We start from the raw sequence: 13058 nt of genomic DNA on the forward strand, positions 1-13058 counted from the left end.
TAAGATGGTTGAACATAATTTTATAAAGCTGATACTTTGAAACTTTCATATAGAACTAAATCATAAAGGAGTTGGAATTATGAATAAAAAGAAAGGCTTTATTTTGGTAATTTGTTTACTTGTAACATCAGTATTAACATTCTTATTAATTAACGAAATTAAAATCTCTAATGAAAATAGTTCGCTTAAAAATGGAAAAGGTGCAATAATTCAAGCTAATGTGCGATATATTTCACTTGCTGTTTATGATTCAAAGAAGGATTTATCCAGTAATAGTATCTCTGACATGAATAGAGATTATTGGAAGTTCAATGAATTTACTATGTTTGATATGCCCCAAGGTGTAATAACATCCTATTTATTAAACATAAGAAATGACTTTTCAGAATTAATTAGATTAAATGAAACTAATTCTTCACAGCAAGAAATAAATCAAAGGAAAACTATATTAGAAAAGGAACTTTCAAGACTGGGTACTTCATTATCAATAATAAAGGAAGATTGCGAAACTGACAATAATAAGTATTTTCTATTAAATTCCGAAGGTAATATAACAATGCAAAATGTCTTAAAGATATTGCTTGAATAAGTTAATATTAAATGATTCTAAATTTTTATTTATATCCAATTTTTAAAAATCGAGAATTTATTGGGAGCGGATTGAAATGAGCATTGAAAAAATGTTGTTTAAAAAAATGAGCATTAAAAAGATTAGAATTTTAACAATCAGTAATATTATTATTCTATTATTGAATTGGTTCACTTATAGAAAGTTCACTTATGTCATTGGTGTACTATGTGTTGCTTTAATTGCAAATATATATGGTTGTATATTTTTTAATGAAAAAAATAGGGCTAATAGATAAACTATAGAAATGTATAACATTCTAAATAACAAAAAAATAACACTAACAGTTATGTCAGTGCTTAAATAAAAACTTAAAGTAGAATTCGCATTTCAAATTCCTTATTGCAACTAGGACATTTAACTGTATGTTTTCCCCTAACTCGTTTTAAACGAAGTACCTTCTTGCAATGTGGACATTTGCGAAAACGATGTGTTTTAATTTCTTTTATTTTACGAATTTGAAAAGTTCCTTTTGATTTAACAGGTTTCCAAATCTTCATAAACTTTTCATTTTCCATGCGCCTTTTGTAAATATTTCGTGATAACGTTCTGAAAATAGTCCAAATCAGAACAGCAAACATTAAAATGCTAATAATACTAGAACCTATAAAAGTATTAGCAACTATCAAAATAAAATATGCTCCAATCAAAGCAATATACAGTTGATCTGTACCATATCTGCCATACATAAACTGTGCTAACTTATTTTTAAGATTTCCCATTTTATTCACCCCTCATAAATACAATTGTCCTTAGCATCCACAGAATAATTTAGCAAAACAAAACCCTAAACATAGCTTGTTTAAACCACTTATGGGCATGCCAAAGTTCTGGCTTTGCTGCTGATACACACGACCGCTGCTTTGTAGTTGACTTAATATTCTTTGATATTCAAAATTATTGGGTTCCATTTGCACTGCCATTTTTGCGTGATTTAATGATGTAATGTTGTTGCCCAGACCGGAATTTGCAATTGCACTGTAATAGTACCACTGTGCATTTCTACTTGTGATGCTTTCCAGCACAGTGAGTGCTTCATTATAATATCCTGCACTCAAATAGCTATTAACCGAATCAAATTCCGAATATTGAGATCGCTGTTGCTGACCTCCGCCGGAAGATCTAAAGGCTCCAAAAGGATCGAAGCCACCAAAGGGATTATCTTCACCATAAGAATTGTTACGTGTACCATATGAACTTTGGTCACTATAACCACCACTACTGCTTTGAGTAGCTTTACCACTTTTTATCTGTTCATAAGCAGCGTTAATTTCACTCATTTTTTTTGTAGTATCAACACCACCCTGATTTAAGTCTGGATGGTATTTTTTCGCTAATCTGCGATAAGCTTTAGTAATTTCCTCCTTTGAATCTGTTGAAGAAACACCAAGTGCTTCATAAGGATCAGATATCATTATTTGTTCGCCTCCCTTGTCTTCTTTTTTTCTGCTTCATACTTTGTCCAAACGCCTGAATAAAGGATATTTTCAATCAGTTTTTTGTCTTTACTAATTGGTAGCTGTTTGTAATTTTCGGTACATTCAGCCATAAGCAGATTTAAAATATCCTGAAAATTTTTAGATGGTGTTGTAATCATCGGATTATATCGCTCATTTTTTATATCAGATTTTAAATCTATGCACCCATCCATGATATAAATGAACTTTCCTAGCGAGGTTCCAAATCTTCGTAATTTTTCCGAATATTCATCTTCCCTTAAAACAAAAATTTCACCCATTAGTTTTCCAAAGCAATTTGCAGGAATATCTGGATTCAATTCTCCTGATTTTTCGATTTCATAAAGCTGGGTAAGACACTCCCTAATTACAGTACATTGAGTTGGATATTGTGCTGCAATATGCTTATATTCCTTTTCAAATAGTTTTGCTGCGCTGAGTGACAGTATCTTTCTATCATCTGCCCAATCATCAAGAAAATTGTAATAGGCCAGAATAACATTCATATCAGAGGCATAATCCGTGATTTCATTCTGTAAGTATTCATGTGGCTTCAAAGGATGAATTATGCATCGCTCAGTTTGTATCGCCACCTCAGTCTCATAAATTGAAGAAAGAAACAAGACAAGAAAAGTCATGTCATAAGTAAGGGTGAACCTGCTTATTATTCCATGCCGGGTTCCCAGGGTCTTACATAAACCACAATAACATGACTTATATTCTTTTTTTTCTTCTAGTGTTAATTTATCCGTATTAACTACTACATAACCAAATATACTATTCACCTGCCTTGTTTATATTGTCCACTTTGCATTGTTACCTTTTGTTATCTTCATTATTACTTGTAGTATCCGAACTATCATCATGTTGAACTTTCTGCTGCATAGATTCTAACACTTTAGATAAATCATTGCAAGCCTGGACCATTTGCGAATTATCTTTGCTCTTTAATGATTTTTTGGTGCATTTAACAGATTCCTTTAGCACTGAACTATCATTTTTATCAAGTTTTTTCATAATTTCTGATGATTGATAAATCAACTGTTCCCCACGATCCTTTATGGTAGCTTCTTCTTTGTTTTTTGCATCTTCAGAAGCGAATTGCTTTGCATCACGAATAGCTTGTTCAATTTCTGGCTGACTGAGGTTAGAGGAAGCGGTAATATCAATGTTTTGTTCTTTTCCAGTTCCCAAGTCTTTTGCAGATACATTGACGATGCCATTTGCATCAATAGTGAATGTTACCTCAATTTGTGGAACACCTCTTGGTGCACGACGAATACCCCTTAGTTTAAATTTACCCAATGTTTTATTATGAGATGCTATTTCACGTTCGCCCTGCAAAACATGAATTTCTACGGATGTCTGAAAACTGCCGGCTGTGGTGAAAACTTGGCTCTTTTTAATTGGAAGTGTTGTGTTACGCTCAATAATTTTTGAAAAAACTCCTCCCAAAGTTTCGATGCCTAGAGAAAGCGGTGTTACATCCAAAAGTAGTAAACCTTTTACGGTACCAACAAGGACTCCAGCTTGAAGTGCAGCACCCATTGCAACACATTCATCGGGATTAATACCTTTGAAGGGTTCTTTGCCTAGAAACTTTTTCACTACCTCATGTACGGCAGGAATACGACTGGATCCTCCCACAAGTAAAATCTTGCTGATATCTGAGATATTGAGACCAGAATCACGCATTGCCTGTTGCATTGGAACCATTGTAGCATCCACCAGGTGTGCTGTAAGTTCATCAAATTTTGCCCTGATTAATGTAATATTCATATGTACTGGAACCGACTTAATTGAAGTGATAAAGGGAAGATTAATCACAGTTGAAGTTACACCACTGAGTTCAACCTTTGCTATTTCAGCAGCTTCTCTAACGCGCTGCATTGCAGTAGAATCTTTGGTAAGATCAAAATGATTTTCATTTTTGAATTCGCCTGCGAGATAATCAACCAAACAACTGTCAAAATCATCACCGCCTAGACGATTATTTCCAGCAGTAGCAAGCACCTCAATAACTCCATTATCGATATCAAGAATGGAAACATCAAATGTTCCTCCTCCTAAATCATACACCATGACCTTTTGCGAGGTTTCTTTATCTACACCATAAGCAACTGCAGCAGCTGTGGGCTCATTAATAATTCGTTGTACAGTTAACCCAGCAATTTCACCTGCGTCTTTAGTTGCCTGTCTTTGTGCATCTGTGAAGTACGCTGGTACGGTTATTACAGCATCACTCACAGTTTCACCCAAATAACTTTCTGCATCAGTTTTAAGCTTTTGTAAAATCATTGCGGAAAGTTCTTGTGGTGAATATTTCTTGCCGTCAATATTAACTCTGTAGTCGCTACCCATTTCACGTTTGATGGAGCTTATAGTGCGCGCATGGTTGGTAACTATCTGATGCTTTGCAGGCTCACCAATTAAACGTTCACCTGTTTTAGAAAACGCAACTATAGATGGTGTTGTGCGACCACCCTCTGCATTATGGATTATGACAGCCTCGCCGCCCTCCATTACGGACACACAAGAATTTGTTGTACCTAAATCAATACCTATTATTTTAGACATTATATTATCTCCTTTATATTAAAAATATTCCATTTTGGATTGCGTAGTTTGCCTTTGATTTTTATATTCATAGCCACTTCTCAGTGTGACAAGGCCAGCTTTCTCGTATGAGTATATACTATGGAATATACATATTTTCTTAGTCCTCTCAAAAACAGAAAAATAAGTACAATTCTCATTATACCATTACTTCCAATAAATGTAGTGATAAAGGTTTTTCTTTATTTGTCATCTGCAACAACAGTAATCAGCAAAATATAAAGCATAAAAGTATAAAACTATAATAAGGGTATTTTAAGCATGATTCATGATGCTTAAAATACCCTCTAATTTGTAGCAATTATATTTTGATTCTTATTTAACTAGTTTGTCTTGTTTTGTAAGTCATTTTTCTTTTCTACCGCTAATGCGATAACAATTGCAACTACTGTTCCGCCCCAAACTGTGCCGCATCCTATAATCATCATTACTATAGCACTTGTTGACATATGAATCCCTCCAATTATTCAGTTAATTTACTTAGATATTTACTTTTCATCATTTGATATGGTTGCTACTTCTTGTGCTTTTGCAGTCCATTTTTTCTTATATAATACAATGGAGGCAACAATCATTATAACTACAGTTCCCCAACCAAATACTATGTTAGAAACTATCCCCACTCTATCCGCTTTTATCAATCCGGTAATTATACTGAAAATATTTGTTATTACAACAGCTCCCAGTAATAATGGTGTAAAATATTTTAGTAAATAATCCCACCATATGCCAACTTTAAAGTCTGAGTGTGCATTGGCTTCCTCGCGAAGCTTACTAGTTCCATAAATGTAACTAACTAAAATAACTTCTACAAGGCCAAGGCCTGCAATTACAATATTTCCTACATAAGCGTCTACTATATCTAATATATAATTAAATCCAGCATAACTTGCAAAACATGCACTGCCACAGAATCCAACAATGGAAATAATCGAAACAAGCTTTTCTCTAGAAACATCAAATTTATCTAACGCAGCAGTAGTAAATGATTCTAGCATTGAAATACTGGATGATAAACCAGCGATAAATAGACAAAAGAAGAAGAGAAAACCGAGCAATCCTTGGACTACAACATTTGTTGACATGGTTGAAATAGCAATTGGGAAGGCGATAAATGCAACACCTGCACCTGTCCCAAATGATGTAAATTCTACACCCATATTACTAACTAAATAACCTAATGTTGAAAACACTAATACACCCGCAATAAGATCAAAACTTGAATTTGCTAAAACTGTAATAATTGCGCTGTTTACAATATCTGCTTTATCATCTAAATATGAACCATAGGCGATCATAACACCTACTGCCAAAGTTGTTGAGAAAAATACTTGAGCATAAGCCGAAACCCAAATACTTGGAACTAAAATCTTTGAGAAATCAGGTTTAAAGAGCGCTTCCAGGCCTATTGAGGCACCTTTTAAACGAACTGCATTAATCATAAATATGATCATTAGTACCATTAACAAGGGTGTGAAAATCATTGATATTTTTTCTATTCCACCAGAAATACCCTTTTTAACAATAAGCCAGTTACAAATCCAAACTACAATGACGGCGATTAAAATATAAATACTCATACCAGCACCTAAATCTAAAGCATTTTTTGCACTTCCTGTAACCATACTCATAATAGGTCCTGGATCTGAAAGCCAGTTAATAATGCCAAATGCATGCCCCAAGGAGAACACCATAAAGACTACTGCTACAGCAATAATTGCAGAATAATAAATCATAACTACTATAGGTACCATTACTTGGATCCACCCAATAATTTCTAATTTCTTTTTCAATTTTGAAAATGCCTTAACTGAACCTCCACGAATTTTTCTACCATAAGCATACTCCATAATCATTAAAGGTATAGCGCAAGTTATAAGTGCTACAAAATATGGTAAAAGGAATGCTCCTCCACCATTTTTATATGCTTGAAATGGGAATCGCCATAAATTACCCAGGCCTATTGCAGCTCCTGCTGCTGCAAAAATAAATCCTTTCCTACTTTTCCAATTTTCTCTCATTGCTAGTTTCTCCCTTCATAATAAAATAGTCTGTGTGTTGATTTTTTATCAACTTTAACACTTATTAATCTAATTATATTTATAATTGTATCTTTATTAACACTTATTGTAAATAAATAAGATTTAAACATTTCTTTTAATATCTATTTAAAATTCTCTTGTAAGACATTTTTCATTAATTTATTAGATATAGTTATCTGAAATTTCATATACTTGAAGTATATGTTATAATTAGTATAAGAATAATCTGCAATTTAGTATATACTTGTAAAATTTTATTAATTAAAATTATTTTAAGGAGATGATACCATGTCATGGTGTCCAAAATGTAAATGTGAATATCGTGAGGGATTTACAACTTGTAGCGACTGTGGGTGTGAATTAGTAGAAGTGCTTGAATCTACAAAGGATGAAACAATAGGCGAAAATAATGAAAATGACACTGTGGTATTTCTTATATCAGTTAGTCAGGATTTCGATGCAAAAATAATTGAATCAAAACTAAAAGCTTATGGTATACCCTCATTAAAAAAATGCAAAGGCATTGATGGTGTTTATGGGTTTCCAGGTAATTCTGAAATCGATATATACGTACCTTCTAAGCTACTTGATGATGCAAAAGACTTAATTAGTAATTAAATTAAATAAATTAGTAAAATTTGTTCGCAATGATTTTATGTATTTAATAAATCGTAAATTTGCGATACTCTAATAGTTATAGAAAAATTTATTGGCTTGTCTATTTATGACAAGTCAATTTTATTATTTCAGTTTTTATTAAAATTATAATTATCCATTAATATTTTTTTGACTAATTAGGGAAACTACTATAAATAAAATTAATGAATATAAATTGCCATAGATAATTTACATGATTATTTAATTTTGCATACTACTTTAAGCAATGATACTGGAAACCCCAAATTTACGATTGTAAACTTAACTAATATGAGTACAGTGGCTACTTTTGATATTGTTAACCAAGGAATTCCTCAAGGACTTGAAACAGATGGAAATCATATTTACTTATATACAAATAATAAAATCACTGTAATAGATTATAAGGGTACAATAATTAGGTCTTATGCTATAAACAAAACAGGAGAAAGTGAAGGATTAACAATTGCTTCCGAATATGGAACATCATTTTTAGCTATGGGATATAATTCTCCAAATAGAATTTATGCCTTAAGAAATAATAAAAATCAGAAATTTTATAAAAAACACAAATAATTTAATTAAAAGAGTTTAATGTTAAACTATAAGAATATTAAGTATATTTTTTAGGGAGAGTGGTATATAGATGAAGTTTGTAGATATAGAAAATTGGGAAAGAAAAAAGCATTTCAATTATTTCAAGCAACTTGATTATCCTCAGTTTAATATTTGTGGAAATGTTGATATTACAGAATTTTATAGATATATTAAGGAAAAAGGAAATCCGTTTTTTATATCAATGTTGTATGTTGTCACAAAAACAGCAAATAGCATAAAGGAATTTCGTTATAGGATAAGAGGCGATAAGGTAATTGAACATGAAATTGTTAACTCTGCGTTTACAATAATGAATTCAAACGAAGTATTTGGGTTTTGTACAGTTAAGTTTATTGAGGAATTCAAAGAATTTATCGTTAATACAACAAATGAAATAGAAATAGCAAAAGCTAATATAAGTATTGAAGATGAAGAAGGTAGGGATGATCTTATATACACTACAAGTATTCCATGGGTTTCATTTACCAGTATAACCCATCCAATTCAGATGAATCCCGTTGATACTATTCCAAGAATAGCATGGGGTAAATACTTTGAGGAAAATGGGAAAATAAAATTGCCGCTATCTGTTCAAGTAAATCACTCAATGGCTGATGGTGTACATGTTGGAAGATACTTCAATACAATTCAAGAAATTTTAGATAATCCTGTAAAGTATTTATAAGTTGTATTAATATTAAGTATTAAGGAGATGGTTATTAGTGGACTTAACATGGAATACAAATGGCTTAATTCTTTAAACAATATAGATGAGTTAATAGATACCTCCCCAACACTTATTGAACATGGTTTTTATCTTAAAGAACTTCTTTTGCAGTCAAAATATTTATTGAATGAAAATGAAGAATTATTAATTGCAAAAATGCAGAGCACAGGCTCCAAAGCATGGCAAAGACTCTATATGGAGCTCACCACTACAATATTAGTGGATATAGACATTGAAGGTAAATCAAAGAAAATATCACTTTCAGAGCTCAAGAATATGGCATATGAAAAAAATGAATCTTTAAGAAAAACAGCCTATTATGCAGAAGCTGATGCATGCAAAAGCATATCGAAAGCATCTGCAGCATGTTTAAATGGAATTAGTGGAGAAGCACTTACTATTTATGATATGAGAGGATATAAATCACCTTTGGAAAAAGTTTTAATGGTCTCAAGGATGGATTATGAAACTTTAAATGCTATGCTTTCTGCTATAAAAGAAAGTCTACCTATATTCCATGAATATTATCATAAAAAGGCAGAAATACTAGGACATAGAGTTAGTCTTCCATTCTATGATATCTTTGCACCAATGGGTGCTGCTAATACAAAAATATCATATTTAGATGCTAGAGATTTAATTGTATCAAGTTTTAAAACCTTCAGCAAAGATCTCGCTGATTTTGCAAAGAAAGTCTTTGATAGTAGATGGATTGATGCTGAGCCAAGAAGTGGAAAAGGAAATTATGGATTAACTGTTGATATTTTTCCAATAGAAGAAAGCAGAATTATAGCTGATTTTACTGGGAAGTATTGCGATGTTGGTGTACTGGCTCATGAGATTGGACATGCTTATCATAGCTATTGTCTTAGAAATGAAAAGATGTTAAATACGGACTATCCTACACCTATTGCAGAAACAGCTTCGATTTTCTGTGAAACAATAGTAAATAACGAATTACTTAATATTCTACCAACAAATGAAGGTTTCTCAATTTTAGAAAAAAGCATTTTATTAATATAATTTCTTTTAGCCGTTAGGCTACTTTTATATAAAAAAGAGTAGCAATAATAGCTACCCAAGTATATTAGTTTAAATCAATGTATTCAGCGACAGCTTGTAAGGCGTGAGCCACAGTTATGCCATCTACTTTATTCATAATTTCACGTAAGCGTTCAGAGTTCCAAAATAAATCGTTTAAGGTAGAAAGATGACATCCTACATCATAATCAGGAATACAAGCAAAATTACCATAATTTGTTTTACCTATAATTACAATAAATCCACTTCTACTTTCAATCTTAAGCTCATAATGACTTCCGAATTTAGTTAACTTAGTTATCATCCCAGACCAGCTTTCTATTTTTTTGCCTGTTTTCATTGTGCATTCAAATTTAATTGACATAGAAAATCCTCCTAAAAAATATTCTACTGTTACCGAAGCGACATTTCATTGGCGGCAGCCATTATTGTGTCAGTGTCAATTACCGTTTTTTCATGCTGTGCACCTATTATTAAAGCCTTTGTTAATATCATATTTAGACGTCTTATAGAACCAGTACAGCTTCTGTATGCAGCTAAAATGGCATTATCATCAATTATTTCAGAAGAAGCACTTGCTAGTGATAGTCTCGAATGAATATATTCTATAGCCTCGGTCTCTGAAAGCCCTTCAAAATCATAATTTATTATGATCCTTTGCTTTAATGCTTCGTGTATCTGCTTTTCTAAGATATTATTAAGTATAGGTTGACCTATCAAAACTAATGAGAAACAATCCTTTGAGTCCATTGAAAAATTCATTAGTAGTTTCAATTCCTTTAATATGTCGTTACTCAAATACTGTGCTTCATCCCATACAAGTATGTAATGAAGGCGCTTTTCACTGCTCATGTTTTCCATATAGTCTTTTATACTTTTAAACATGTCTGATTTGCGAGAGCAAGGTTCGAGTCCTAGGGAAATACAAAACTGGCGATAAAACTCAGTAGTAGTTACAGTAGTAAAGCAAAGATAAATAACTTTTGTTAAATTAGGATTAACTTTCTTCGCAAAACATCTTAAAGCAAAAGTTTTTCCGGAGCCAGCTGAGGCTGTAAATAATCCGATACCCCTAGTTTCATTAAGATAATCAAGTCTTGATATCATTTCTTTTAAATCCTTTGAGAGATATGCATCTTTTTCTTTAATGCCTTTTTCAAAAGGATTTAGGCCCATACCATAAAACTGCTTAAACATATTTAACACCATCCCTTGAATAGTCTATATTAAGTGGATTTTTACGTTTAGTTTTACCATTTTCAACCTTGTTTGTTTTTCTAATGATATACTTGATTTTTTCAAAGTAAATATAAGCACTTTCCATCTCATCAGGTAGATATCGCACTTCAACCTTCTGCCTTATAAATTGCATAGGTACATCATAAGAGGTTTTATCAATGTTTATAGTTGCATCATTATTTACTCTGTGATTTACACGATTCATAAAGCAATTATCTAGCCATTCACTATTAGATGCTACTTTTACATGAGCTAAATCGCCCTTATATCTATCGATAGGACGCTGGTTTGTAGAAGAATGTATAGTTATGTTATGCTTATTAATATAGGTGAATAATTCATCATTTAGCTCCGCTAAAGAGGAAATAGATTCTACATCTAAAGCATTTAGCCATCTGCTTCTTAACGTTCTGAAATTTCTTTCAATTTTTCCTTTTGAAGCTCCATCCCTTACCATCGTGTGCAGTTCTACTATTCCAAGGGAACCGCATATAAGGCTTAGTTGTTCATTTCTGTACGGAGATCCATTATCCAAGTAAATTTTTTTGGGGATTCCATATCTGGCTACAGCCTCTTTAAGTACTTTCTGAAAGTTATAAGAATTATCATTATAAAAGAATCTACCACCTACTATCAGTCTAGACTTATCATCTATTAGCATAATTACGTACGTCCGTCTATGCTCACCATTTTCAGTTATAAATGGACCGTATAGCGTGTCCCCTTGAAACATTCCAGTTGCGAACTCTTCTTCAAAAGCCTTTCTGTCTTTCATGTTGATACATCTAGCAGATCTAATATCATTGTTTTTTATAAACCGTTGAACAGTTGAAATTGATACATCCTTTTCTTTAATAAAGCCATCTTCGATGAGTTTACAATATATAAGCGTAGCATTAATTTTAGGGAAGTTGTTTTTTAAAGTGTATATCTGCTCTATGGCTACATCACTTAGCTTTCTAGTTTTACCTATATCGCTACGCATCTTCGGAAGAAGGGAATCAAAACCAAATCTATTATATTCTGATTCCCAATTAGAAAGTGTCCCTGGACTATACAAAACTGAATTACCGTTAGGTAATTTTACAGGGTTAATAGAAACACGTCTATAATAAGCAATTTTGGATTGCTCGGTAAAAGTATTATTTATAGCAGGGGCTATTAATGCTAATCTAATAGATGCTATTTCGATTATTTCTTTGTTATTCATTTATTATCACCTCAAGAAAATGGTATCATATAGGTATTTCAATGACCATTATCGTATTAAGTGGTATGCATAAATTAAAATTAAAAATATATGCTTATAGCTAAACTATGACGTTCCTTGAAAAAATGATGAACCATTTTGCTTAAAAAATTGTATTATGAAGTCCTCAAGTTTATCAAAGGAACTATTTATGATATGTTGCACAAAACTTAAGTTTGAAATGAGCTTGTCCTCTAAAAGTCCAAGCCATATCTGTTTATGTTCTTTAAACTTCTTTAAAATTCGATAGAATGTAGATATAGCAATGCCATAATGTTGGCACATACATTCCACAGAGCGATATTTATGTACAAGATAATCATGGATGAGGTAAACAGTGAATTTAAAACTAAATGACATATACGGCACAATTACCGAAGGCAGAAGGGCATGGGTACGTTTACATGATGAACAAATATATCTAGAAATGATGATTATATTATCTTGAGCAGTATTATTATTATAAGTCACAAGATGGCGTTTGTAAGACGCAAATGGAGATAACGCATGTTTAGCGCCACAAAATGGACATACTAAAGTCTCTATATTAACAGAGCTTACATATCTATTAAAGGCAGTTATCTCATTTTCAAAAGAAATTTGCTTAAAACACTTGCATAATTGTAAATTTAATCTTATCATAATAGTAGTTTTATAAGAGTTTTTAACTCTTATTTTAAAGGGAGAACGTTGCTTTGGAGGTTCTTACTAAACTTTGGGTGTATAGAAGAAAATGCGGGTGTAAAAACCTGCTTTTTCTTTATGCTCAGGGTTCTTATTTTTGGGTATTTATGGTATAATAAGGTATCAAAAAAAGGATGTGAAT

General features: G+C 32.1%; 15 protein-coding genes. 5 read left to right on the forward strand and 10 right to left on the reverse strand.

Annotated elements, in window-relative coordinates; genetic code table 11:
- Positions 1 to 79: 79 nt before the first annotated feature.
- A complete protein-coding gene (locus ACREVU_RS18355; protein WP_431553043.1) occupies positions 80 to 589 on the forward strand; it encodes a hypothetical protein in 510 nt (169 codons plus the stop codon).
- A 350-nt stretch (positions 590 to 939) separates the two neighbouring features.
- Here ACREVU_RS18355 and ACREVU_RS18360 read toward each other — a convergent pair whose 3' ends face one another.
- The 6 genes from ACREVU_RS18360 to ACREVU_RS18385 all read right to left on the reverse strand — a co-directional run bounded on the left by ACREVU_RS18360 (position 940) and on the right by ACREVU_RS18385 (position 6722).
- Complete coding sequence (locus ACREVU_RS18360) at positions 940 to 1350, reverse strand: BRcat domain-containing protein (protein ID WP_431553044.1); 411 nt, start codon at positions 1348 to 1350, stop codon at positions 940 to 942.
- 30 nt (positions 1351 to 1380) lie between these two features.
- Positions 1381 to 2043, reverse strand: a complete 663-nt coding sequence (locus tag ACREVU_RS18365) for a DnaJ domain-containing protein (RefSeq protein ID WP_431553045.1) — start codon at positions 2041 to 2043, stop codon at positions 1381 to 1383.
- Positions 2043 to 2870: a DUF5685 family protein gene (locus tag ACREVU_RS18370; protein WP_431553046.1), complete on the reverse strand. Its 828-nt coding sequence runs from the start codon at positions 2868 to 2870 to the stop codon at positions 2043 to 2045. The genes ACREVU_RS18365 and ACREVU_RS18370 overlap by 1 nt, the downstream gene beginning before the upstream one ends.
- A 31-nt stretch (positions 2871 to 2901) precedes the next feature.
- Complete coding sequence (gene dnaK, locus ACREVU_RS18375; protein ID WP_431553047.1) at positions 2902 to 4662, reverse strand: molecular chaperone DnaK; 1761 nt, start codon at positions 4660 to 4662, stop codon at positions 2902 to 2904.
- A 362-nt stretch (positions 4663 to 5024) separates the two neighbouring features.
- A complete protein-coding gene (locus ACREVU_RS18380; protein ID WP_431553048.1) occupies positions 5025 to 5150 on the reverse strand; it encodes a methionine/alanine import family NSS transporter small subunit in 126 nt (41 codons plus the stop codon).
- A 39-nt stretch (positions 5151 to 5189) separates the two neighbouring features.
- Positions 5190 to 6722, reverse strand: coding sequence for a sodium-dependent transporter (locus ACREVU_RS18385; RefSeq protein ID WP_431553049.1), 1533 nt, complete (start codon positions 6720 to 6722; stop codon positions 5190 to 5192).
- A 309-nt stretch (positions 6723 to 7031) separates the two neighbouring features.
- Between ACREVU_RS18385 and ACREVU_RS18390 the strand changes: the two genes are divergently transcribed.
- The 4 genes from ACREVU_RS18390 to ACREVU_RS18405 all read left to right on the forward strand — a co-directional run bounded on the left by ACREVU_RS18390 (position 7032) and on the right by ACREVU_RS18405 (position 9726).
- Positions 7032 to 7361, forward strand: coding sequence for a hypothetical protein (locus ACREVU_RS18390; RefSeq protein ID WP_431553050.1), 330 nt, complete (start codon positions 7032 to 7034; stop codon positions 7359 to 7361).
- A 309-nt stretch (positions 7362 to 7670) separates the two neighbouring features.
- A complete protein-coding gene (locus tag ACREVU_RS18395; RefSeq protein WP_431553051.1) occupies positions 7671 to 7955 on the forward strand; it encodes a hypothetical protein in 285 nt (94 codons plus the stop codon).
- 70 nt (positions 7956 to 8025) lie between these two features.
- Positions 8026 to 8661 carry a CatA-like O-acetyltransferase gene (locus ACREVU_RS18400; RefSeq protein WP_431553052.1) on the forward strand — a complete coding sequence of 212 codons (636 nt, stop codon included), beginning with the start codon at positions 8026 to 8028 and terminating at the stop codon, positions 8659 to 8661.
- 48 nt (positions 8662 to 8709) lie between these two features.
- Positions 8710 to 9726, forward strand: coding sequence for a M3 family metallopeptidase (locus ACREVU_RS18405; protein WP_431553053.1), 1017 nt, complete (start codon positions 8710 to 8712; stop codon positions 9724 to 9726).
- Between the two features lie 64 nt (positions 9727 to 9790).
- Here the strand turns inward: ACREVU_RS18405 and ACREVU_RS18410 are convergent, their stop codons facing one another.
- From ACREVU_RS18410 to ACREVU_RS18425, 4 genes are all read right to left on the reverse strand, one after another.
- On the reverse strand, positions 9791 to 10108 hold the full coding sequence (locus tag ACREVU_RS18410) for a DUF6618 family protein (RefSeq protein ID WP_431553054.1): 318 nt from the start codon (positions 10106 to 10108) through the stop codon (positions 9791 to 9793).
- 29 nt (positions 10109 to 10137) lie between these two features.
- Positions 10138 to 10941 (reverse strand): ExeA family protein, encoded by an 804-nt coding sequence (locus tag ACREVU_RS18415; RefSeq protein ID WP_431553055.1) that lies wholly within the window; start codon positions 10939 to 10941, stop codon positions 10138 to 10140.
- On the reverse strand, positions 10934 to 12193 hold the full coding sequence (locus ACREVU_RS18420) for a DDE-type integrase/transposase/recombinase (RefSeq protein WP_431553056.1): 1260 nt from the start codon (positions 12191 to 12193) through the stop codon (positions 10934 to 10936). Before ACREVU_RS18420 ends, ACREVU_RS18415 begins: the two co-directional genes overlap by 8 nt.
- 105 nt (positions 12194 to 12298) lie before the next feature.
- Positions 12299 to 12874 carry a DUF6431 domain-containing protein gene (locus tag ACREVU_RS18425; protein WP_431553057.1) on the reverse strand — a complete coding sequence of 192 codons (576 nt, stop codon included), beginning with the start codon at positions 12872 to 12874 and terminating at the stop codon, positions 12299 to 12301.
- Positions 12875 to 13058: the final 184 nt, after the last annotated feature.

Origin of the sequence: Clostridium sp. (assembly GCF_050717535.1) — a bacterium.
Lineage (GTDB): Bacteria > Bacillota > Clostridia > Clostridiales > Clostridiaceae > Clostridium_AD.